The 20,615-nt window shown below is 69.2% G+C and carries 23 protein-coding genes and 1 tRNA gene; 10 read left to right on the top strand and 14 right to left on the bottom strand.

Features of this window, described 5'->3' with window-relative positions; all coding sequences use genetic code 11:
- A partial coding sequence (locus F3H57_RS18005; protein ID WP_149757619.1) for a calcium-binding protein occupies window positions 1-961 on the top strand: 961 nt, incomplete at its 5' end.
- Between the two features lie 125 nt (window positions 962-1,086).
- Here F3H57_RS18005 and F3H57_RS22325 read toward each other — a convergent pair.
- From F3H57_RS22325 to F3H57_RS17950, 12 genes are all read right to left on the bottom strand, one after another.
- The gene (locus F3H57_RS22325; protein WP_188129732.1) at window positions 1,087-1,230 is read right to left on the bottom strand and encodes a hypothetical protein; all 144 of its coding nucleotides are present in this window, start codon (window positions 1,228-1,230) and stop codon (window positions 1,087-1,089) included.
- Window positions 1,231-1,422: 192 nt separating this feature from the next.
- On the bottom strand, window positions 1,423-2,595 hold the full coding sequence (locus F3H57_RS18000; RefSeq protein WP_149757617.1) for an aminodeoxychorismate synthase component I: 1,173 nt from the start codon (window positions 2,593-2,595) through the stop codon (window positions 1,423-1,425).
- Window positions 2,582-2,899 carry a Dabb family protein gene (locus F3H57_RS17995; RefSeq protein ID WP_149757615.1) on the bottom strand — a complete coding sequence of 106 codons (318 nt, stop codon included), beginning with the start codon at window positions 2,897-2,899 and terminating at the stop codon, window positions 2,582-2,584. Before F3H57_RS17995 ends, F3H57_RS18000 begins: the two co-directional genes overlap by 14 nt.
- A gap of 382 nt (window positions 2,900-3,281) precedes the next feature.
- Window positions 3,282-3,356, bottom strand: a tRNA-Glu gene (locus F3H57_RS17990).
- An 81-nt stretch (window positions 3,357-3,437) separates the two neighbouring features.
- Window positions 3,438-5,177, bottom strand: coding sequence for a single-stranded-DNA-specific exonuclease RecJ (gene recJ / locus F3H57_RS17985; protein ID WP_149757752.1), 1,740 nt, complete (start codon window positions 5,175-5,177; stop codon window positions 3,438-3,440).
- 175 nt (window positions 5,178-5,352) lie between these two features.
- Entirely contained in the window at window positions 5,353-6,318 is a 966-nt protein-coding gene (gene glpX / locus F3H57_RS17980) for a class II fructose-bisphosphatase (protein WP_149757613.1), read from the bottom strand.
- Window positions 6,319-6,454: 136 nt separating this feature from the next.
- Window positions 6,455-6,871: an NUDIX hydrolase gene (locus F3H57_RS17975; protein WP_149757611.1), complete on the bottom strand. Its 417-nt coding sequence runs from the start codon at window positions 6,869-6,871 to the stop codon at window positions 6,455-6,457.
- Window positions 6,864-8,150, bottom strand: coding sequence for a homoserine dehydrogenase (locus tag F3H57_RS17970; protein WP_149757609.1), 1,287 nt, complete (start codon window positions 8,148-8,150; stop codon window positions 6,864-6,866). The genes F3H57_RS17975 and F3H57_RS17970 overlap by 8 nt, the downstream gene beginning before the upstream one ends.
- A gap of 181 nt (window positions 8,151-8,331) precedes the next feature.
- Complete coding sequence (locus F3H57_RS17965; RefSeq protein WP_149757607.1) at window positions 8,332-8,613, bottom strand: hypothetical protein; 282 nt, start codon at window positions 8,611-8,613, stop codon at window positions 8,332-8,334.
- Window positions 8,614-8,650: 37 nt separating this feature from the next.
- On the bottom strand, window positions 8,651-9,094 hold the full coding sequence (locus tag F3H57_RS17960; protein WP_149757605.1) for a c-type cytochrome: 444 nt from the start codon (window positions 9,092-9,094) through the stop codon (window positions 8,651-8,653).
- A gap of 130 nt (window positions 9,095-9,224) precedes the next feature.
- The gene (locus tag F3H57_RS17955) at window positions 9,225-9,902 is read right to left on the bottom strand and encodes an ABC transporter ATP-binding protein (protein WP_149757603.1); all 678 of its coding nucleotides are present in this window, start codon (window positions 9,900-9,902) and stop codon (window positions 9,225-9,227) included.
- Window positions 9,895-11,187: a lipoprotein-releasing ABC transporter permease subunit gene (locus F3H57_RS17950; RefSeq protein ID WP_149757601.1), complete on the bottom strand. Its 1,293-nt coding sequence runs from the start codon at window positions 11,185-11,187 to the stop codon at window positions 9,895-9,897. The genes F3H57_RS17955 and F3H57_RS17950 overlap by 8 nt, the downstream gene beginning before the upstream one ends.
- A 137-nt stretch (window positions 11,188-11,324) precedes the next feature.
- Here F3H57_RS17950 and F3H57_RS17945 point away from each other — a divergent pair, with 137 nt between their 5' ends.
- From F3H57_RS17945 to F3H57_RS17930, 4 genes are all read left to right on the top strand, one after another.
- On the top strand, window positions 11,325-11,966 hold the full coding sequence (locus F3H57_RS17945; protein WP_149757599.1) for an NAD(P)-dependent oxidoreductase: 642 nt from the start codon (window positions 11,325-11,327) through the stop codon (window positions 11,964-11,966).
- Window positions 11,967-12,022: 56 nt separating this feature from the next.
- Complete coding sequence (locus F3H57_RS17940) at window positions 12,023-12,352, top strand: DnaJ family domain-containing protein (protein WP_188129731.1); 330 nt, start codon at window positions 12,023-12,025, stop codon at window positions 12,350-12,352.
- Between the two features lie 43 nt (window positions 12,353-12,395).
- Complete coding sequence (locus F3H57_RS17935; protein WP_149757595.1) at window positions 12,396-13,514, top strand: pyridoxal phosphate-dependent aminotransferase; 1,119 nt, start codon at window positions 12,396-12,398, stop codon at window positions 13,512-13,514.
- Between the two features lie 65 nt (window positions 13,515-13,579).
- A complete protein-coding gene (locus tag F3H57_RS17930) occupies window positions 13,580-13,768 on the top strand; it encodes a hypothetical protein (RefSeq protein ID WP_149757593.1) in 189 nt (62 codons plus the stop codon).
- A gap of 87 nt (window positions 13,769-13,855) precedes the next feature.
- Here the strand turns inward: F3H57_RS17930 and F3H57_RS17925 are convergent, their stop codons facing one another.
- Window positions 13,856-15,067 (bottom strand): pyridoxal-phosphate-dependent aminotransferase family protein, encoded by a 1,212-nt coding sequence (locus F3H57_RS17925; RefSeq protein ID WP_149757591.1) that lies wholly within the window; start codon window positions 15,065-15,067, stop codon window positions 13,856-13,858.
- 188 nt (window positions 15,068-15,255) lie between these two features.
- Here F3H57_RS17925 and F3H57_RS17920 point away from each other — a divergent pair, with 188 nt between their 5' ends.
- From F3H57_RS17920 to F3H57_RS17905, 4 genes are all read left to right on the top strand, one after another.
- Window positions 15,256-15,960 carry a tyrosine-protein phosphatase gene (locus F3H57_RS17920; RefSeq protein ID WP_149757589.1) on the top strand — a complete coding sequence of 235 codons (705 nt, stop codon included), beginning with the start codon at window positions 15,256-15,258 and terminating at the stop codon, window positions 15,958-15,960.
- Complete coding sequence (locus F3H57_RS17915) at window positions 15,957-17,735, top strand: ABC transporter ATP-binding protein (RefSeq protein ID WP_149757587.1); 1,779 nt, start codon at window positions 15,957-15,959, stop codon at window positions 17,733-17,735. Before F3H57_RS17920 ends, F3H57_RS17915 begins: the two co-directional genes overlap by 4 nt.
- 65 nt (window positions 17,736-17,800) lie before the next feature.
- A complete protein-coding gene (ygfZ, locus tag F3H57_RS17910; protein ID WP_149757585.1) occupies window positions 17,801-18,541 on the top strand; it encodes a CAF17-like 4Fe-4S cluster assembly/insertion protein YgfZ in 741 nt (246 codons plus the stop codon).
- A complete protein-coding gene (locus tag F3H57_RS17905) occupies window positions 18,538-19,341 on the top strand; it encodes a fructosamine kinase family protein (RefSeq protein WP_149757583.1) in 804 nt (267 codons plus the stop codon). The genes ygfZ and F3H57_RS17905 overlap by 4 nt, the downstream gene beginning before the upstream one ends.
- A 133-nt stretch (window positions 19,342-19,474) precedes the next feature.
- Here the strand turns inward: F3H57_RS17905 and efp are convergent, their stop codons facing one another.
- Entirely contained in the window at window positions 19,475-20,038 is a 564-nt protein-coding gene (gene efp, locus F3H57_RS17900) for an elongation factor P (protein ID WP_149757581.1), read from the bottom strand.
- Between the two features lie 218 nt (window positions 20,039-20,256).
- Between efp and F3H57_RS17895 the strand changes: the two genes are divergently transcribed.
- Entirely contained in the window at window positions 20,257-20,586 is a 330-nt protein-coding gene (locus F3H57_RS17895; RefSeq protein ID WP_149757579.1) for a DUF6280 family protein, read from the top strand.
- Window positions 20,587-20,615 lie beyond the last annotated feature (29 nt).

The following is a 20,615-nucleotide window of genomic DNA, read 5'->3' as shown; positions in this document are numbered from 1 at the left end:
TGGCGGCGACGACGGCTCCGATGGCGGCGACGACGGCTCCGGGGGCGGCGACGATACGCAGGGCGCCACCTCCGGTGCGGATATCATCATCGGCACGCCGCAGGAGGATCGTCTCGAAGGGCTCGGTGGCGATGACAGCATCCGCGGTCTCGAGAGCGACGACGGCATTCTCGGCGGAACCGGCAATGACACGATCGATGGCGGTGCAGGAGACGACAACATCGCCGCTTCCGATGGTGACGACCACGTGTTCGGAGGTAGCGGAGACGACGACATCGGCGGCGGCGCCGGCAACGACAGCCTCGACGGCCAGCAAGGCAACGACACGATCGGCGGTGGGGACGGCGATGACACCATCGACGGCGGCGCCGGCGACGACGTACTTGCGTCCGGCGCAGGCGACGACATCGCCGTGGGCGGGACCGGCGACGACACCGTCGGCGGCTCCTTCGGCGACGACTCGGTGACCGGCAACGAGGGTGACGATTCCCTGGGCGGCGGCAGCGGCAGGGATACGCTGGAAGGCGGCGAAGGCGACGACTCGCTCGGCGGCGGGATCGGTGACGACACCCTCGACGGGGGCGGCGGCGACGATTTCATTGCCGGAGGCGGCCGAGACGACATGCTTTCTGGCGGCGCCGGTGACGATACGCTGAATGGGGGATCGGGCAACGATACCCTCACCGGCGGCGAAGGTGCGGACACGTTCGTCTGGAACTCGGGCCCGGCGGGCGACGTCGACCGCATCACCGATTTCGAGGACGGCGAGGACACGCTCTTCCTCGTGAATGTCGAGAACCCGGAGGGCTCCGGTCTCGCCGGCAAGCTAGATGCGCTCGACATGACCGACGTGACCATCGACGGAGAGGCCGCGGTCGAATTGAGCTATCAGGACCAGACCATCGAGGTCCTGGGAGTGACGTCGGCCGATCTGACCCTCGACGACTTCGAATTCCTCTGAGGCCTTCTCGTGGGCCCGGTGGTCCCGCCGACAAGGCAATTGAACCTCGCCCTTCCGGGGGCGAGGTTTTTCACCGTTCCATGGATCAAGCGCATGGCCCGTACAAGGCGTTGCAAACCGCTGGATCAGGTAGCGACGCATGGAAAGCCGTCCTCGGCCTTGCCGACGCGTTCATCGTCACCGTCGTGGGCGTGAGAGGCGTTCACCTCGGCCACGCCGGTAGAGAGGTCATCCCCGTCGCTGCCGACCATCCATCCACCCCGTGACACGGGTGTCGCTCCTCAGAGCGACGGTGAAGCCTTCACTTTCTTCCGCGATGGCGGGCAGATCGACGCCGCCCAACGGAAACCGCTCTACACTCGCGAACTGGTTGAGCGCTTGCCGGAGCGGTGGAGCTGAATGCCGCGTCGCGACGTGATGCCGTGCGAAGCCAGGATGTCCGTCACGACGGCTCAGTCCGGCTATGCGTGCGCGGTGTCCAGAGCGGCGCCGCTCGCGAAGCGGGCCTTGAGCAGGCATTCCTCATATTCCGAGCGGAGCTCGGAGTCGAAGACGATACCGCCGCCGACATTGAAGATCGCCTCGCCGTCCTTGTGCAGGGTGAGTGTGCGGATCGCGACATTGAAGCACATCCGACCTGTAGGCGCGACGAAGCCGATCGCGCCGCAATAGATGTCGCGCGGCCGTGTTTCGAGCGCGCGCAGGATCTGCATCGCGCGGATCTTCGGCGCGCCGGTGATCGAACCGCAGGGGAATAGGGCGGCGAATATCTCGGGGATCGTCGTCCCGGCGGTCAGCCGGGCGCGGACACGGCTGACCATCTGGTGGACCGTCGGATAGCTCTCTATCCGGAACAGCTCGGGGACGTCGAGCGTGCCGAGTTCGCAGATGCGGGAAATGTCGTTGCGCAACAGGTCGACGATCATCAGGTTCTCGGCGCGGTTCTTGCCGTCCTGGCGCAGGGCCTCGGCCAGGGTGGCGTCTTCCTGCGCGGTCGTGCCGCGCCGGATGGTGCCTTTCATCGGATGGGTCTCAATCCAGCCCTCCGCGTCGACCTGGAAGAAAAGTTCCGGGGAGCGCGACAGGATGACCGCATCGCCAAGTTCGACCAGCGCGGCATAGCGAACCGGTTGCCGGCCAGTCATCTCGTCGAAGAGTGCCGCCGGGTCGCCAGCCCATCTTGCCGCGACCGGAAAGGTCAGGTTTGCCTGATAGCAATCTCCCGCCCGCAGGTGCCGGTGCACCTGTTCGAACCGAGGCCGGTACTCCTCGTAGGACCATACGGGCCGGACATCCGTGAGGGTAGCGGTGTTTTCCGAACGTAACCCGACCGGCCCGGTCTCGGGCGCGTCGAAGACCCCCATCAGGACCAGGGGCAGGCGCCGCCCGTGCGGCATGTGGTCATGCAGCTTCGGCTCGAGCGCGTAACCGGCCTCGTAGCTCACGTAGCCGGCGCACCACTTGCCCGCTTCCCGAGCGCGCTCGATGCGGTCCAGCGCGGATGGCACGTCATCGGCGTCGTCGGCCCGGATCAACTCGCTCGGCGCGGCGAACCGCATATCCCGGCCCGCAAGATCGTCGCGCAGCAATACGCCCGGCCCGTCCGCGCGACATGAAGTCTCAGGGGTGTTCATCGGGGCTCTTGACGGCCTTGCTCTGATCGTAGTCCACCGCGAAGCGCATCTCGCGGAGCGGCTTCACCTGGCGGATCGATTCCGCGTAGGTCTCATGTGCCTTGTAGGCCGCCAGTGCCGCATCGTCAGCGAATTCCCCATAGACCACGACATCGACTTCCTTGCTGTTCGGGTCCGACTTGCGGTTGAGCGCGATCTCGAGATGCTGCGCATGCGGGATCCCGGTGAGTTTCCGGAGCCCGTCGCGGATGGCCTCGATATCGCCGTCGTGCCGGGCGGTGAAGAAGACGATGTGACGGATCATGGGTCCCCCGGATCTGGTGCAGGCAATATGCGGATCGCCCGGGTGCGTCGCGCCGACCTTTCCGCGCGGCGAGTTGTAAGGTCCGTATTGCGGCGTTCAACCGGATAATGCCCGCCAACGGGCGGTCCCGGGCGCGGCATCCTTGCCCGCCATCAGGCAATCAGAAGAACGGCGCCGCAGGCACCGGCCCGGTTCGCCGGGTCCGACATCATTCCTGCCGATCCGAACCTCACGCATCTGCCGGAGACGGAGCACGAGACGTCCCGTTACCGCTAGGTTGGGAACCCGCGCCGGGTCAGATCAGGAGAAGTCGTTGACACCCCGCTCAGCCCGATTGGCAGCACGGAAAAATCGCAACACTTTCTGCATGTTAGGGAGAAAGTGGCAGCCCGTAGGGGAATCGAACCCCTCTTTCCAGGTTGAAAACCTGGCGTCCTAACCGATAGACGAACGGGCCGCGCTTGGCGTGCAGGGTGTCTAGAAAAGATCGCTGACCCCTGCAAGAGGATTTTTCGCGATTTTTCCGACTGCCGCAGGGTCAGGCCGGCGCGGCGTCGTCCAGGCGCAGCTGAACGCTGCGGCGGCCTTGCCATTCGTTGATCTCGATCCGCCCAGCGAGGTGGAAACGCGCACCGCCGTGGTTCAGCAGCGCCGGCCCCATTGGCCCGTCCAGGGCGCCAAACGCGATTCCCCCGAGCGACGCGCCGAGGCCGTCGCCGAAGGTCAGCTTCAGATGCGACTCGCCCACCCGCTTGGCATGGGAGATGCGGACATCGGGAAAGGCGAATCGCGGCGCCCCGGCGCCGGCGCCGAACGGGCCGGCCTGCTCGAGCGCCTCGATCAGCTCCACGCTCGCCGCGCCGGGCATGAGCACGGCATCGATCCGGAGGTCCGCCGCGCCGCCCTCTCCCGCGCCCTGCCGCGCCAGCAGCTCGCCGAGGCGCCCCATCGCCGACTCCAGCGTCCCGGCCTCCACGGTCAGACCCGCCGCCATGCGATGTCCGCCGCCCTTGAGCAGGAGCCCTTCGCCCGCGAGCCGTTGCACCGCCGCGCCGAGATCGACACCCGCGACCGAGCGGCCGGAGCCCTTGCCAACGCCGTCGGCGAGGCCGATGACCACGGCGGGACGGTTGGTCAGCTCCTTCAGGCGCGAGGCGACGATGCCGACGACGCCGGGGTGCCAGCCCTCGCCCGCCGCCCAGACCAGCGGCGCATCGAGGCCGCGCGCCTCCGCCTGCGCCAGGGCGGCGGCGCGCACCGCGGCCTCGACCTCGCGCCGCTCGACGTTGAGCGCTTCGAGCCGTTCGGCCATGGCGCGCGCGGCGTGGGGATCGGTCTCCGCGAGCAGCCGGGCGCCAAGATCGGCCTGCCCGATGCGCCCGCCGGCATTCACGCGCGGGCCGAGAACGTAGCCGAGGTGATAACTCGACGGTGCGGTGTCGAGCCGCGCGACATCGGCCAGCGCAACCAGCCCGGCGCGCTCCCGCCGCGCCATCACCTTCAGGCCCTGCCGCACCAGCGCGCGGTTCACGCCGCGCAACGGCGCCACATCGGCAACGGTGGCCAGAGCGACGAGATCGAGCATCGCCATCAGGTCGGGGCCGCGTGTCCCGGCGTCACGCATCTGGCGCCCGGCCTCCACCAGCATCAGGAAAACCACCGCGGCCGCGCAGAGATGGCCGAGCGAGCCGTCCTCGTCCTGCCGGTTCGGGTTCACCACGGCGAGCGCGCCGGGCAGCGTCTCGCCACCCAGGTGGTGATCGAGCACCACGACATCGGCGGCAGCCGCCGCGGCGATGGGCGCATGGCTGAGCGTGCCGCAATCGACGCAGACGATGAGGTCGTGCGCGCCGGCAAGGTCCGCCATCGCCGCCTCGTTCGGGCCATAGCCTTCGTCGATCCGGTCGGGGACGTAGAGCGTCGCGCGATGCCCCTGCTGGCGCAGCCAGTCGATCAGCAGCGCGGCGGAGGCGCCGCCGTCCACGTCGTAATCGGCGAAGACGGCGATGCGCTCGCCGCGGGCCACAGCGCGGCACAACCGTTCGGCCGCCGCTTCCATGTCGCGCAGGCTGCGCGGGTCGGGCAGCAGGTCCCGCAAGGTGGGTTCGAGATAGGCCGGCGCCTCTTCGGGAGGCACGCCAAGCCGGGCCAGGGTCGCGCAAAGGCCGGGCGCGAGCCCGGTCGACTGCTCCAGCGCTTCGGCCGCCCTGGCGATGTCGGGCGACGGCCCCACCCAGCGCCGGCCGCTGAGCGAATGTTCCACGCCAAGATAGCCCATCGCACCGTTGTCGAGCATGTCTGCCCTGTCCCTCTGCCTGTCCACGGTCCGGCGCGTTCTGGCGGCACCGGGGTCCCTACCTGTTGGAAACACTACGCGGGAAAGCGCGGCAAGGCCAGCGCCTGCGGGCTCATGTGGCGACGCCGCGCCCGCAGGACACCAGATATGGTGAGCGTCAGCGCGTCGGGTTGCGGTAGCTCATGCGCCGGACCGATCCGGTGCGCGAACGCATCAGGATCGTCTCCGTCGTCAGGTAGCCGACCTCGCGCTTGATGCCGGGCACCAGCGAGCCGCTGGTCACGCCCGTCGCGGCGAAGATCACGTTGTCGGTGACCATGTCGTCGCGGGTGTAGATCTTGTCGAGATCGGTGATCCCCGCCTTCTCGGCGCGGCCCCGCTCGTCGTCGTTGCGGAACGTCAGGCGGCCGAACATCTGGCCCCCCATGCATTTCAGCGCGGATGCCGCGAGCACGCCTTCGGGCGCCCCGCCCGATCCCATGTACATGTCGATGCCGGTGGTCCCTGGCTCGGCGGTGTGCATGACACCGGCGACGTCGCCGTCGGTGATCAGGCGGATCGCGGCGCCGGTGGCACGGACCTCGGCGATCATCTCCTCGTGCCGGGGGCGTTCGAGGATGCAGACGGTGACCTCGTCGGTCTTGGCGCCCTTGGCCTTGGCCAGCGCCTCGACCCGCTCTTTCGGCGACATGTCGAGGGAGACGACGCCTTCGGCATAGCCCGGCCCGATGGCGAGCTTGTCCATGTAGACGTCGGGGGCGTGCAGCATCGTGCCGCGCGGACCCATGGCGATGACGGTCAGCGCGTTCGGCATGTCCTTGGCGGTGAGCGTCGTGCCCTCGAGCGGGTCGAGCGCGATGTCGACCTCGGGGCCGGAGCCCGATCCGACCTCTTCGCCGATGAACAGCATCGGTGCCTCGTCGCGCTCGCCCTCGCCGATGACGACGGTGCCGCGGATCTCCAGCTTGTTGAGCTGCTCGCGCATGGCGTTGACGGCTGCCTGATCGGCGGCCTTCTCGTCGCCGCGGCCGATGAAGGCAGCCGAGGCGATGGCGGCCTGTTCGGCAACCCGGGCAAGGCCCAGGGACAGCATGCGGTCGTTGAAATCCTTGGGCGCGGCCATGTGGTGGGCTCCGGAATTGAGGTCGGGTCAAACAGTCGTGACTCGTCTACCCCGCAGCGCGACCGCCGCGCAAGCCACCCCGGTGCGCCACGGGGCGGTGCAGGATTTTATCCGAGAATCCGGCTCACGATCTCGCTCAAGATTGTGCGGGGCGGGCGTTGAGGGCGGCGCGCAGGGCCAGCCGGTCCACATCGCGGCTGGCCAGGAGCCGACCGGCGACCACCTCGTTCACGTCGAACCAGGCCACCTCCTCGGCGTCGTCGGCGGCGACAGGCTCCCCCGAGGGCGCTTCGCACAGCACCGCGTCGAGCCGGAATGGCGGGCTGACATGATCCACGCGGAACGTGCCGAGACGCCTCACCGCACGCGACACCAGTCCTGTCTCTTCCTGCAATTCGCGGACCGCCGCATCTTCCACGCTCTCGCCGGGTTCCAGCTTGCCGCCGGGAAAGCCCCAGAGCCCCGCGTCGGGCTTGTTGCGCCGCCGCACCAGCAGCGTCCGGCTTTCCCGGATCACCACCGCGAGCGCGGCGCGGATGACGTCGTCACACACGCTCGATCCGAAGGGCGACCGGCGCGGCCTGCACGACGCCCGTCCGTTCCATCGCGGCGATCGCCTGGTCGAGCGCGCTGCGCGTGGTCTTGTGGGTGACGATCAGCACCGGCGCGGCATCGGATTGGTGCCCGTATTGCCGCATCCGGTCGATGGAGATGCCCGATTCGCCCAGCGCCGTCGCCACCTTGGCGAGCGCGCCGGGGCGGTCGGCAAGCGCCATGCGCAGGTAGAAGCTCGCCGGCGTTGCGGTCTTCGCCGGCACCGCCGGCGTCAGCGACGAGGCCGCCTGCCCGAAGGTCGACACCCGGAAGCCGCGCGCGAGGTCCATCACGTCGCCCATCACCGCGCTCGCCGTCGGCCCCTCGCCCGCGCCGGCACCGCGCATCACGATCTGGCCCACCTGATCGCCCTCGATCACCACCATGTTGGTGCCGCCGTCGAGCTGGCCGAGCGGCGAGCCCTCTGGCACGAGGCACGGCGCCATGCGCTGCTCCAGCCCCCGGCCGGTCATCCGGCACACGCCCAGGAGCTTGATCTTGAAGCCCATGTCGGCGGCCTGGCGGATATCGTCGATGGAGACCTTGCCGATCCCCTCCAGCTCCACCGCGTCGAAGGCAACCTGCGTGCCGTAGGCGATCGACGACAGCAGCGCGAGCTTGTGGGCCGCGTCGATACCGCCGACGTCGAGTTCGGGGTCGGCCTCAAGATAGCCCAGCGCGTCAGCTTCCTCGAAGGCCTCGGCATAGCTCAGGCCCGCGCCCTCCATCCGCGTCAGGATGTAGTTGCAGGTGCCGTTCATCACGCCCATCACGCGGGTGATGTCGTTGCCCGCCAGCGCCTCTGTCAGCGCCTTGATCACCGGGATGCCGCCGGCGACGGCGGCTTCGAAGCGCAGGATGGCGCCGTTCGCCTCGGCGCGTTCGGCCAGCGCCTGGCCGTGATGGGCGAGCATTGCCTTGTTCGCCGTCACGACGTCCTTGCCGGCGTCGAGCGCGGCCTCGGTCGCCGCCTTCGCCGAGCCGTCGGCGCCGCCCATCAGCTCGACGAAGACATCGACGTCGTCGCGGGTGGCGAGCGTGACCGGATCGTCTTCCCAGGCATAGGAGGTCAGCGACACGCCGCGATCCTTGTCGCGGTTGCGGGCAGACACGGCGACGACCGCGATCGGTCGCCCCGAGCGGGCGCTGAGCAGCTCTGCCTTCTGGCGCACAATCTTGACCACGCCCGCGCCGACCGTGCCGAGGCCCGCGATGCCGAGACGCAAGGGTGAGGTCATGGGTTAGGCTCCTTCGTGCTGCGCCAAGGCCCTTTCCGGCGGGCCTGGGCGGTCCTGATGCTTTGGGGAAGGCGCCGCGGGGCGGCGGCCGGTCCGCCGGACTGGTAGCCCGTCCGCAACTTGGCTGCAACGCCCGCCGCGCGGGGTGGCGCAGACCGTTCGCCGCCGAAGGCTGCGGCTCTCAGCCGGCCCCGTCGACGCCGGCGTCCATGCGCGCGCGGGTCGCGTCGTCGATGATCGGGCCGCGCAGCGCGTCCGCCCGCGCGCGCAGCCCGGCGGCACGCGCCTCGACACCGGCGCGCAGATCAGGCGTCGCGCGCGGCGCTGTCCGGGCGATCAGCGTGTCGATGTTGACCAGCCGGGGATAGTCCGCCGTGTCCACGTCGGCGCTTTCCACCGCTTCGACCTCGGGGAACGTGGCGCACCCCGCCAGCAGCGCGAGCACGCCGAGACTCCGTATCATGCGCGGCCCCACGGGCCGGGGCGCCGTGCCCGGGTCATCACTCCGCCTCCTGGATGGAGCGCAGATACTCCACCAGCGCCACCAGCCGCCGCGGCGTCGGCGTGTACGTGCCGTCGCCGCTGTCGTAGGGCACCGCCTCTCCGGCGAGAAGCTCGCCGAATTCCGGCATGACCTGCGACTCGAAGTCGGTCTTGGTGTAGCCGTCGACGTGGGACAGCACCCGCGCGGCCGGGAAACTCCCGCCGTTGCGCGCGGCCACCCGCGTCAGGTCCGCCGGGCTGCGGTTCAGCGAACTCGCAAGCTCGCCGCCCCCCGTGGCATCGCTGCCGTGGCAGACCACGCAATACTCGGTGAAGAGCGCGCGGCCCTCCTCCGCCGTCGGCATCGCGGCGCTGTCCGCCCGGCCGGTCGTGCCGGCCTCGTCGCAGGCGGTCAGGGCAAACGCGGCGGCGGCAAGTCCCGCCAGAATGGCACGTGTCATGAAACCCCCGAACATATCGTTTCGTCTTGTCTGCACGGGCGGGGCCTCTTTCTTCAAGTCCGATCTCGTCCCGGCCACCCTCGGGCGGCGCACAGGCGCGGCATTTCCAAGCCCTGTCCGGCCCAGCCCGTCAGGCTAGGACGCCCTGGTCGAGCGCCACCTGCCGGTCCATGCGCGCAGCCAGCTCGAGGTTGTGCGTCGCGATCAGCGCGGCAAGTCCGGTGTCCCGCACGAGGTGCATGAGCGCCGCAAAGACCCGGTCGGAGGTCTCCGGGTCGAGGTTGCCGGTCGGCTCGTCCGCCAACAGAAGCTTCGGCGCGTTCGCCATGGCACGGCAGAAGGCGACGCGCTGCTGTTCCCCTCCCGAGAGCGCGGCGGGCCGGTGTGTCGCGCGGGGGCCGACGCCGACGCTGTCCAGAAGCGTGGCGGCGCGCGCCTCGGCCTCGCGGCGGGGTGCGCCGTTCGCGAGCTGAGGCAGCACGATGTTCTCGGCCGCAGTGAACTCCGGCAGCAGGTGGTGGAACTGGTAGACGAAGCCCACCGCCTCGCGCCGGACGGCGGTCCGCCGCCGGTCGGGCACGCCGGTCATGTCCTCGCCGGCGATCTCCACCCGCCCCGTGTCGGGCGTGTCGAGCAACCCGGCGATGTGCAGGAGCGTCGACTTGCCCGCCCCGGAGGGCGCGACCAGCGCGACGATCTCGCCGGCCGCGACCGACAGGTCGACCCCGCGCAGCACCTGCACCTCGGTCGGCAGACCGTGATTGTAGCCCTTGGAGACGCCCGAGAGGCGCAGAACCTTGTCACTCATAGCGCAGCGCCTCCACCGGGTTCATCCGCGCCGCGCGGCGGGCAGGAAAGATCGTCACGACGAAGGACAGACCCAGCGACAGCGCCACCGCCGACAGCACGTCCCAAAGCTGAAGTTCGGCGGGCAGCGCGTAGATCCCGCGCACCGCCGGATCCCAGACGCCGCCGCCCGAGACGTAGTTCACCAGGCTGAAGATCGGGTCGATGTAGATCGCGAAGACACAGCCGAGGACAGTCCCGGCGAGCGTCCCCAGCAGCCCGGTGAACGCCCCGCAGATGAAGAAGACCCGCAGCACCGCGCCCTCGGTCAAGCCCATCGTGCGCAGGATGCCGATGTCGCGGCCCTTGTTCTTCACCAGCATGATGAGCCCCGAGACGATATTCATCGCCGCGATCAGCACGAGGATCGACAGGATGATGAACATCACGTTGTCCTCGACTTCCAGCGCGCGCAGGAAACTGCCCGATGCGTCCTGCCAGGTCCAGGCATAGGCGTTGCCCCCGGCCGCGGCGAGGATCGGGCCGACGAGCCGGCCCACCTCCTCGGCATCCTCGACCATCACTTCAAGCTCGTCCGCCGCGTCCTCGCGGTTGAAGTAGAGCTGCGCCTCCTCGAAGGGCATGTAGACGCGCGTGCGGTCGATGTCGTAGCGCCCTGCGGTGAATATGTAACCGATCTCGTAGGCCTTGACGCGCGGCGACGTGCCGAAGGCGGTCTTCACCCCGTCGGGCGAGATCAGACGGATGCTGTCACCGACGCCGAGATCTAGCTCGCGCGCGATGCCCGACCCGATGGCGATGACCTCCCCCCCGAAGGCATCGAGATCGCCGCGCGCCGTCTCGGGATCGGCGATGCGGGGAATGGTGGCCAGATCGCCCGGCGCGATGCCGAACACCTCCACGCCGGAATTGCGCTGGTTCGCGGTGCCCATCACCTGCCCCTTCACCAGCGGCGCGACGCGGGTGACGCCCTCGACCTCGCGCACCCGTTCGGCCATCTCGGCGTAATCGGGGATGGACCGGTCCACCTGCCCGGTCTCGGCGTCCCGGACGCCGCCGGAATAGACCGTCACATGCGCGTTCGCGCCCAGGATCGTGTCCACGAACTCCGTGCGGAAGCCCGAGCGCACCGCCAGCGTCGCGATCAGCGCGAAGACGGCGAGCGTGATCCCGACTAGGCTGATCCAGGTCATCACGCTGACCCCGCCCTCGGCGCGCTTGGCGCGCAGGTAGCGCCAGGCGATCATCCATTCGAACGGCGCGAAGGGGGGCGTGCGTCGGGCCATCTGGTCCTCCCTGGTGGAGCGCGGGGCCGCGCTGAGGCCGGGCGATAAGTGACGGCTTGTCGTCGCCGATGCAAGGCGCCGTGCGTTGAAACGCGGGCCGCGGCGCATAGCTTCGAAGAAAGCAACCGGAGGCATCCATGGCCCATATCCTCGTCATCGGCGCGAGCCGCGGCATCGGCCTTCAGACCGTGCAGCGCGGCCTCGAGCTTGGTCATCACATGCGCGGGCTCGCCCGATCGCCCTCGCGCATCGACATCGTCGATTCCCGTTTCGAGGCGGTCCAGGGCGACGCGACGAACCTCGAGGACGTGCGCCGCGCCCTCACCGGGGTCGACGCGGTGATCCTCACGCTCGGCATCAAGGAAAGCGTGGCGATGCTCTGGCAGAAGGTCACGCTGTTCTCGGAGGCGACGCGCGTGCTGATCGACGCGATGCAATCGACCGGCCCCGACCGGCTGGTCTGCCTGACCGGCATCGGCACGTCCGAGAGCATCGAGGCGCTGAGCCGGATCGAGAGGCTGGGCCACTCCATCCTTCTGGGCGAGCCCTACAAGGACAAGACGCGGCAGGAGGACATGATTCGCGCCTCCTCCCTGCGCTGGACCTTCGCGCGGCCGGTGATCCTGACGAACGGCAAGCGCACCGAGGGCTACAAGGTCCTGACCGACCCCAAGGACTGGCGCATGGGCCTGATCAGCCGCGCCGACGTCGCCGATTTCCTGGTCAGGGCCGCGACGGACGACAGCCTCGTCGGGCAGGCGCCGGTGCTGACGCGCTGACCTCCCACGTCCGCTTCGCGCCGCGGGGCGCCGGAATGCGAGCGCAGGAGGCGCGCATGGCCCTGTTCCCGATCCTGACGGAGCAACGCATCAAGGAGGCGATGGAGGACGGCGCCTTCGACAACCTCGAGGGCGCAGGCAAGCCGCTGCCGACGGACGACTGGGCCGGCCCCGACGATCCGGTGACGCTCTTCGGTTACAAGGTCATGGCCGAGGCCGGCGCCGTTCCCGAGGAGCTGCGCCTGCGCCGTGCGCTGCAGGAAGCACGCGCGACATGGCGCGAGAGCGAGGATCCGGCGGAACGCGATCGCCTGATGGCGGAAATCTCCGAGCTTGGCATGCGCCACGCCATGGCGGTGGAGCAGCGCCGCCGCGGCCGCGGCTGAGCGCCCCTTGCCCGGGGCGCCCCGGGGCGCATACTCCTGCGGTATGACCGGACCTCGCTATACCCCGCTCGCCACCTCCTTGCCCGCAGACGTGCCCTTCGTCGGCCCCGAAGTGCAGGAGCGCGACCTCGGCTTCGCCTTCCGCGCGCGCCTCGGCGCCAACGAGAACCCGTTCGGGCCGTCGCCCCACGCCGTCGCCGCCCTGCGCCGCGCCGCCGACGAGGTGTGGAAATACTCCGAGGCGACGAATCACGACCTGCGCCACGCGCTCGCCACGAAGATGGAGGCCGAGCCCGACCAGGTGATCGTCGGCGGCGGCATCGACGGGCTGCTTGGCACGCTCGTACGTCTGACGGTGGCCGAAGGCGACGCGGTCGTCACCTCCGACGGCGCCTACCCGACCTTCAACTACCACGTGAACGGCTTCGGCGGGGTCCTGCACAAGGTTCCCTACCGCGACGACCTCGAAGACCTCCCCGCGCTCCTGGCGAAGGCGGCCGAAACGAACGCCAAGCTCGTCTACCTGTCCAACCCCGACAACCCGATGGGCACATGGCACGACGCCGCCACGATCGAGGCGGCGCTGGATCGCATCCCGAACGGCACGCTCCTGGTCCTCGACGAGGCCTACGTGGAATTCGCACCCGCCGGCACGGCGCCCCGGATCGATCCGGAAGACCCCCGCGTCATGCGCTTCCGCACTTTCTCCAAGGCCTACGGCATGGCCGGCGCGCGCGTGGGCTACGGAGTCGGCGCCCGATCACTGGTGAAATCCTTCGACAAGGTGCGCGACCATTTCGGCATGACCCGCCCCAGCCAGGAGGCCGCGCTCGCCGCCATCGGCGACGACGCCTGGCTCGGCGAAGTGCAGGAGAAGGTCGCCGCCGCGAAGGACCGGATCGACGACATCGCCCGCGCGAACGGCCTCACTCCCCTGCCCTCGGCGGCCAATTTCGTTACCGTCGATTGCGGCGCGGACGGCGATTTCGCCCGTGCTGTGCTGCGCGCGCTGATCGCCCGCGGCGTCTTCGTGCGCATGCCCTTCCGCCCGCCGCAGGACCGCTGCATCCGCTTCGGCGCCGGCCTGCCCGAGGAACTCGACGTGCTCGCCGCCGAACTGCCCGCAGCCCTCGAAGAGGCCCGCGCCGCCGCCCCGGCCTGAGCGCCCTTTGCGGGGCGCGCGCCCGCCTTATCCACTGTGCCAAGAGCCTCGAGGAAAGCCTGCCCATGGACCACCCCGGCCGCGCCCCCGACTACACCAACGCCGCCCTCGCCATGGGCCTCGTCAATCTGCTGTGGATTCTCGGCGTGATCTGGGTGCTCTTCGGCCTGCCCGCGGTGCTCCTGATCGGCTGGGGCCTCAACCGCCTGATCGACCGCCTCGCCGCGCGCCGCCGGTCAGCACTTTCTTCCTGACCGGGCCCGCAAGAGGCACCAAACGCCTCTTCTTCTCGTTCCAAATACTCCGGGAGCGCGAGGGCAGCGCCCTCGCTCCCTCCCGTTTCACCCGCGCCGCGGCTCAGACCCCGCGATCACCTCCGCCGCCGCCGCGACACCGCCGCGTCCGTGCGGGATTCCCAGCGCCGACAGCCCGGCCTCGACGGTGCCCAGAAGCCCCAGCACCATGTGCGCGTTCACATGCCCCATATGTCCGAAGCGGAAGAAGCCGCGCCCGTCCGGATCGCCCTCCTCGCTCATGCCGAGCCCGATCCCGAGCGTCACGCCCGCCTGCCGGTCGGTCCATTCGCGCAGCCGCGCGCCGTGCGGCGTGCCGAGGCGCAGGGCGGTGACCGCGTGGCTGCGGTGGCGCGGCTCGGCGACGTTCAGCGTCAGCGGCCCGCCCTCGCCCCAGACCTCCGCCGCGGCCCAGATCGCGCGGGCGAGCGTGGCGTGCCGCGCCCAGATCGCCTCCAGCCCCTCTTCGTGGATCATGTCCAGCGCCGCGCGCAGCCCGTAGAGGTGGTGGGTCGGGGCAGTGCCGCCGAAATACTGATAGAAGAAGGCCGGATCGGCCCGCGGCGCCCAATCCCAGTAGCGCGACACGCGCGGCATGGCCCGCCGCACCTCGGCCGCGCGCTCCGAGAAGAACAGGAACGCCAGACCCGGCGGCACCATCAGCCCCTTCTGCGAGCCTGTGACCGTCACGTCGGCGCCCCAGAGGTCCATCTCGAACACGTCGCAGCCGAGCGAGGCGATGCAATCGGCCATCAGAAGCGCCGGGTGCCCGGTCTCGTCCAGCGCGCGGCGGATCTCGGCGATGTCCGAGCGCAGCGAGCTAGACGTGTCCACGTGGACCGCCAGCACCGCCTTGATCGCCTGCGCGCCGTCGGCCTCCAGCGCCTCCTTCACCGCCTGCGCGTCGATCGGCGTCTTGCGCCCGAAATCGAGAAGCTCGATCTCAATCCCCATCGCCTCGCCCATCTCCGCCCAGCCGTGGCCGAAGCGCCCGGTGGCGCAGACCAGCACCTTCTCGCCGGGCGCAACGGTGTTGGCGAGCGCCGCCTCCCAGGCGCCGTGCCCGTTGGCGATGTAGATAGCCACGTTTCCCTCGGTCCGCGCGACGCGGGCAAGATCGGGCACCATGCCCGCGACCATGTCCACCAGCGCGCCCTCGTAGATGTTCGGCGCCGCCCGGTGCATGGCCTGCAGCACCCGGTCGGGCATGACCGACGGGCCCGGAATCGCGAGGTAGGGACGGCCGTGGGCAAGCGACATGAAGCATCTCCGGAAAACCGCGCCCCTTGAACCGGGCGGCGCGGCGCCCAACCTATCCGGCCGGCGCGCGCGGTCAATCTGGTAGGGTGGGCGATCCGCCCACCCCGGGCAGCCCCCCGCGAAACCGGTTTCTTCCGGCCTGCCGCTCGGCTAGACCCCCGCGAGACCCTGTCAGGACACCTTCCGCGATGCTCGCCAAACTCTGGGACCGGATCGACGATGCCGAACGCCGCTTCCGGCGGTCCTTCGGCCGCGACATCGGCACGCCCAAGGGCCGCTTTGCCGCCTGGCTGCACTACCACCTCTTCGACCACGCGTTCCTGCGCTCCTTCTGGCACAATTTCCACGAGATCGCGCCGGGCGTGTACCGCTCCAACCAGCCCACGCACCGCCGCTTCCGCACTTACGCGAAGATGGGCATCCGGACGGTCATCAACCTGCGCGGAGAGGACAAGTATTCCTACTACCTCTTCGAGAAAGAGACCTGCGACCGCCTCGGCCTGACCCTCGTCGACGCCAAGCTGATGGCGCGACAGGCCGCCCGGCGGGCGCGCATCACCGACGTGATCGACGCCATCCGCGCGGCAGAACGCCCGCTGGTCTTCCACTGCAAGTCCGGTGCCGACCGCACCGGCTTCGTCGGCGCGCTCTACCTGCTCGTCTTCGAGAACGCGACGATCCTCGAGGCCAAGAAGCAACTCGGCATCCGGTACATCCACCTCGACTGGACGAAGACCGGTATCCAGGACTACATCATCGATGTCTACGCCGCCCGACAGGGGTATGGCGAAATCGGGTTCGAGGACTGGATCCGCACCGAATACGATCACAAGCGGCTGCAAAGGGCCTTCGACGCCCGCCTGCCGCCGAACGAGGCCGCAAAGCCCGCATGACCCGCGATCCGCTCGGAGATACCGCACCCGACACCTCGGCCAAGGAGCGCACGAAACTCTTTCTCTGGCTCTGGCGCAACTACCTGCGTCGGCACTGGCCGCTGATCCTGCTTGCCGTCGTCTTCATGTCGCTCGAAGGGGCGATGTTCGGCGCTCTCAGCTACATGATGAAGCCGATGTTCGACGAGGTCTTCGTCGGCGGGCAGAGCGAGTATGTCCCGCTCGTCGCGGTCGCCTTCTTCGGCATCTTCGCGATCCGCGCGGTCGCCAGCGTGATCCAGAAGGTGGTGCTGGCCAAGGTCAGCCAGGAAAGCGTGTCGGAACTGCGCGTCGACATGATCCAACACATGATGACCCTCGACGGCGCGTTTCACGGCGCCTATTCGCCCGGCTACCTGATGCAGCGCGTCGAAGGCGATGTCGGCTCCATCACCAAGGTCTGGCGCTCGCTCATCACCGGCGCGGGGCGCGACGTGATCGCGCTCATCTCGCTCTTCGGCGTGGCCTTCGCGATCGACTGGCGCTGGACCCTGGTGGCGCTGGTCGGCGCGCCGCTTCTGGTGGCGCCTGCGCTCTTCCTGCAACGCTTCGTGCGCGGCAACGCCCGATCGGCCCGCGACATCGCCGCGGCGCTGTCGACCCGCCTGAACGAGGTTCTCCACGGCATCGTCCCGATCAAGCTCAACACGCTGGAGCGTTACCAGGCCGACCGATACCGCCGCCTGACCCGTCGCCGCATCCGCACCGAGGTCCGCTCCTCCGCGGGCCAAGCCTCGATCCCCGGCCTCATCGACATCATGTCCGGCCTCGGCTTTGCCGGCGTGCTTCTCTACGGCGGCGGGGAGATCCTGGCCGGCGAGAAGACCGTCGGCGATTTCATGGCCTTCTTCACCGCCATCGGCCTCGCCTTCGAACCCCTGCGCAGGCTCGGCGCGGTCTCAGGCATCCTGCAGGTCGCCGCCGCGGGACTGGAGCGGATCAAGGAGATCTTCGACATGGCGCCCGAGATCGCCGATCCGGCCGTCCCGCGCCCGGCGCCCGAAGGGGTGCCCGACATCGTTCTCAGCGACGTGCGCGCCCGCTACGGTGAAACCGCTGTCCTCGGCGGCGTGACGCTGACCGCGAAGGCCGGCGAGGTCACCGCGCTGGTCGGCCCCTCCGGCGCCGGCAAGTCGACGATCTTCAACCTGCTGACCCGCCTCGTCGACGCCGAATCGGGCCGCGTGACCATCGGGGACGTCGGCATCGACGAGATGCGCCTCAAAGATCTTCGCCAGCTCTTCTCCGTCGTCAGCCAGGACGCGCTGCTGTTCGACGAGACGCTGCGCGAGAACATCGTGCTCGGCCGGACCGACGTCAGCGACGCGCGCCTGCAGGAGGTGCTGGACGCCGCGCACGTCACCGACTTCCTGCCGCGCCTGCCGAACGGGCTCGACACCCAGGTCGGCGCCCGCGGCTCCAATCTCTCGGGCGGGCAACGCCAGCGCGTCGCCATCGCCCGCGCGCTCCTGCGCGACACGCCGATCCTGCTTCTCGACGAGGCGACCTCGGCCCTCGACGCGGCGAGCGAGGCGATGGTGCAGGCCGCGCTGGAGCGGCTCAGCCAGGGCCGCACCACGCTGGTCATCGCGCACCGCCTGTCGACCGTCCGCGACGCCCACAAGATCGTGGTGATGGAGGCGGGCCGCGTGGTCGACCAGGGCACCCACGAAGAGCTTCTCGCCCGCGGCGGCACCTATGCCGAGCTTCACCGCCTGCAATCCGATACGCCCTGACCCCTGTCACAGGGCGGTCCGGACTGTTACATAAACACTCCCTTGCGACGACGGGAGCCGATGTCATGACCGATCCGGACCGCCGCGTCTTGCGCCTTTCGGGGCCCGAGACCACGGATTTCCTGCAGAACCTCGTCACCAACGACGTGGAGAGGCTGAAGGACGGCCTCGTCTACACCGCGCTGCTGACACCGCAGGGCAAGTACCGGGCCGATTTCTTCCTCGTCCCCGACGGCGAGGACATCCTCGTCGACGTGGCCGAACCGCTCGCGGAAGACCTGACCAAGGCGCTGAAGCTCTACAAGCTGCGCGCCAAGGTCACGCTGGAACAGACCGGCCTCGTCCCCGCCCGCGGCACCGGCCCCGCCCCTGACGGCGCCTTCGCCGACCCGCGCGATCCCGCGCTCGGCTGGCGCGCCTATGACGGCCGTCCCTCGGAGACCGACGTCGACTGGCCCGCCCTGCGCGTCGCCGCAGCCGTGCCCGAAAGCGGGATCGAGCTGACGCCCGACACCTTCATCCTCGAGGCCGGGTTCGAACGGCTCGGCGGCGTGGATTTCCGCAAGGGCTGCTATGTCGGCCAGGAGGTCACCGCCCGCATGAAGCACAAGACCGAGCTCAAGAAAGGCCTCGCCCGCGTCACCGTCGAGGGCACGGCCCCCGTGGGCACCGACATCACCGCGGGCGCCAAGCGTGTCGGAACGCTCTTCACCCAGGCCGGCGGCGCCGGTCTCGCGCATCTGCGCTTTCCCCAGGCGACGGCCAAGATGCAGGCCGGCGACGCCATCGTGAGGTACGAGGCATGACCACCCTGCCGCAACCGCTGCTCGACGCCTTCGGCGCAGAGATCGCCGAGACCAGGCCCCTCTCCGGCGGCGATCTGTCCGAGGTCGCCTATATCCGCCTCGACACCGGCCGCGAGCTCGTGGTCAAGACCGGCCCGCTCGTGCACGTGGAGGCGCGCATGCTCGCCGCCATGGCGATGCTGCATGCGCCGGTGCCGGAGCTGCTGCACACCGAACACCGCCTGATCTGCCTCGACTACCTGCCCGAAGCGCCCGCCACGCGCGAGACCTGGCGCGGCTTCGGGGAAGCGCTCGCCACCCTCCATTCCTGGGACGGCGGCTACTACGGCTGGGACGAGGATTACGCCTTCGGACCCGTGCCCATCCCCAACGGCAAAACCGACACCTGGCCGGAATTCTGGGCCGAACGCCGGCTCCTCGCCGACCCATCCGCCCTGCCGCCCGATATCGCGCGGCGCGTCGAACGGCTCGCCGCGCGCCTGCCCGAGATGCTCCCCGAATCGCCGCGCGCGTCGCTCCTGCACGGCGACCTCTGGGGCGGCAATCTGCACTTCACCGAGGATCGCGCGGTGATGATCGACCCGGCGTCCTATTACGGTCACTCGGAAGTCGACCTCGCCATGCTGACGCTGTTCGGCACGCCCGACCAGGCTTTCTGGCGCGGCTACGGCAAACCCGATCCCGGAGTGGAAGACCGCCGCCCGGTCTACCAGCTCTGGCCGGCCCTCGTGCATCTGCGCCTCTTCGGCGGCGGCTACCACGCGATGGCCACCGGACTCCTCGACGACATCGGCGTCTGAATACCCCGCACCTGCTTCTTTGGGCCGGCAAGTACTCCGGGAGCGCGAGGGCAGCGCCCTCGCGAGGGGGGCTTGGGGGCTCCGCCCCCAAACTTAGTGGGCGCCGAAGGCGCGCCGCCAAGGCCGGCGCGCGTCAGGCGCGCTCGGCGTATTCCATGGTCTCGGTGTTGACGACGATGTCCTCGTCCTGGCCAACGAAGGGCGGCACCTGCACCTTCACGCCGTTGTCGAGCACGGCGGGCTTGAAGGAGTTCGCCGCCGTCTGCCCCTTCACCACCGGCTCGGTCTCGACGACCTTGCAGGTGACCTTCTGCGGCAGCGTCGCGTTCAGCGCCTCGCTCTCGTGGAATTCAACCACGATGGTCATCCCGTCCTGCAGGAACGCCCGGCGCTCGCCCAGAAGCTCGGCATCGACGGTGACCTGGTCGAAGGTTTCCGCGTCCATGAAGGTCAGCTGGCCGTCGGCCTCGAACAGGAACTGCATGTCGCGCTGCTCGAGCCGCACGCGCTCCACCTTGTCGGCGGACCGGAAGCGTTCGTTCAGCTTGGAGCCGTTGCGCAGGTTGCGCAGCTCGACTTGCGCAAAAGCCCCACCTTTTCCGGGCTTGACATGGTCCACCTTGACTGCGGCCCAGAGGCCGCCGTTGTGCTCCAGGACGTTGCCGGGGCGGATCTCGTTTCCGTTGATCTTGGGCATGTGTCGAAACCGTGGCCAATGGTTGATAGCTTTCCGGCAGACCCTATATCTTGCCGATGCGTGCCCTGCAAGCTCACCAGATATCGTATGCCCCGTCATCGAGGCATGCGCGGAGCGCAACAGAGACATGCGTTGTTGGGGTATGCGAATCGGATCGAATGCCCCATAAGGCCCCTCACGCCCGGAATTACAAGACCAATAAAGCAAGGACGCACTTCATGCGAGATTTCGTGGATGGGACGGCGTTCAACGCCGAACAGGGTAATCGTGCCCGCAAACTGTTCGCTGCCGTTGTTCTCGCCGCTCTCGACGACGCCATTGCCGACGACAAGAAGTACGGCAACGGCCCTGAACAGATCGCCCGGTGGGCGCGCTCGCGCGACGGGCGCGAAGTCCTGAGCTGCGCCGGCATCGACCCGACGGAACGGGTGGTGGCCGGCCTGATGGAATTCGTGTCCAAGGGCGTGCGCACCTCGGTCGCGCTCTCGCGCGAGGAAAGCGAGCGCCGCAACGCGGCGCTTCTGGCCGAGGCAGCGGAAGCCGCCTGAGGCGATCTCCGGCTCGTCCGGATGAAATT

The sequence above is a fragment of the Roseivivax sediminis genome (assembly GCF_900112685.1).
Taxonomy (GTDB): domain Bacteria; phylum Pseudomonadota; class Alphaproteobacteria; order Rhodobacterales; family Rhodobacteraceae; genus Roseivivax; species Roseivivax sediminis.
The sequence above is the reverse complement of the archived record's forward strand: the minus strand, read 5'-3'. Positions and strand labels throughout refer to the sequence as shown.

What these genes read in the sequence shown, in the direction of transcription:
- F3H57_RS18000 (WP_149757617.1), bottom strand. Translation starts at nt 2,595, where the DNA reads ATGAACACCCCTGAGACTTCATGTCGCGCGGACGGGCCGGGCGTATTG.
- F3H57_RS17995 (WP_149757615.1), bottom strand. Translation starts at nt 2,899, where the DNA reads ATGATCCGTCACATCGTCTTCTTCACCGCCCGGCACGACGGCGATATC.
- recJ (WP_149757752.1), bottom strand. Translation starts at nt 5,177, where the DNA reads ATGGGCTATCTTGGCGTGGAACATTCGCTCAGCGGCCGGCGCTGGGTG.
- glpX (WP_149757613.1), bottom strand. Translation starts at nt 6,318, where the DNA reads ATGGCCGCGCCCAAGGATTTCAACGACCGCATGCTGTCCCTGGGCCTT.
- F3H57_RS17970 (WP_149757609.1), bottom strand. Translation starts at nt 8,150, where the DNA reads ATGACCTCACCCTTGCGTCTCGGCATCGCGGGCCTCGGCACGGTCGGC.
- F3H57_RS17965 (WP_149757607.1), bottom strand. Translation starts at nt 8,613, where the DNA reads ATGATACGGAGTCTCGGCGTGCTCGCGCTGCTGGCGGGGTGCGCCACG.
- F3H57_RS17960 (WP_149757605.1), bottom strand. Translation starts at nt 9,094, where the DNA reads ATGACACGTGCCATTCTGGCGGGACTTGCCGCCGCCGCGTTTGCCCTG.
- F3H57_RS17955 (WP_149757603.1), bottom strand. Translation starts at nt 9,902, where the DNA reads ATGAGTGACAAGGTTCTGCGCCTCTCGGGCGTCTCCAAGGGCTACAAT.
- F3H57_RS17950 (WP_149757601.1), bottom strand. Translation starts at nt 11,187, where the DNA reads ATGGCCCGACGCACGCCCCCCTTCGCGCCGTTCGAATGGATGATCGCC.
- F3H57_RS17945 (WP_149757599.1), top strand. Translation starts at nt 11,325, where the DNA reads ATGGCCCATATCCTCGTCATCGGCGCGAGCCGCGGCATCGGCCTTCAG.
- F3H57_RS17940 (WP_188129731.1), top strand. Translation starts at nt 12,023, where the DNA reads ATGGCCCTGTTCCCGATCCTGACGGAGCAACGCATCAAGGAGGCGATG.
- F3H57_RS17935 (WP_149757595.1), top strand. Translation starts at nt 12,396, where the DNA reads ATGACCGGACCTCGCTATACCCCGCTCGCCACCTCCTTGCCCGCAGAC.
- F3H57_RS17930 (WP_149757593.1), top strand. Translation starts at nt 13,580, where the DNA reads ATGGACCACCCCGGCCGCGCCCCCGACTACACCAACGCCGCCCTCGCC.
- F3H57_RS17925 (WP_149757591.1), bottom strand. Translation starts at nt 15,067, where the DNA reads ATGTCGCTTGCCCACGGCCGTCCCTACCTCGCGATTCCGGGCCCGTCG.
- F3H57_RS17920 (WP_149757589.1), top strand. Translation starts at nt 15,256, where the DNA reads ATGCTCGCCAAACTCTGGGACCGGATCGACGATGCCGAACGCCGCTTC.
- F3H57_RS17915 (WP_149757587.1), top strand. Translation starts at nt 15,957, where the DNA reads ATGACCCGCGATCCGCTCGGAGATACCGCACCCGACACCTCGGCCAAG.
- ygfZ (WP_149757585.1), top strand. Translation starts at nt 17,801, where the DNA reads ATGACCGATCCGGACCGCCGCGTCTTGCGCCTTTCGGGGCCCGAGACC.
- F3H57_RS17905 (WP_149757583.1), top strand. Translation starts at nt 18,538, where the DNA reads ATGACCACCCTGCCGCAACCGCTGCTCGACGCCTTCGGCGCAGAGATC.
- efp (WP_149757581.1), bottom strand. Translation starts at nt 20,038, where the DNA reads ATGCCCAAGATCAACGGAAACGAGATCCGCCCCGGCAACGTCCTGGAG.
- F3H57_RS17895 (WP_149757579.1), top strand. Translation starts at nt 20,257, where the DNA reads ATGCGAGATTTCGTGGATGGGACGGCGTTCAACGCCGAACAGGGTAAT.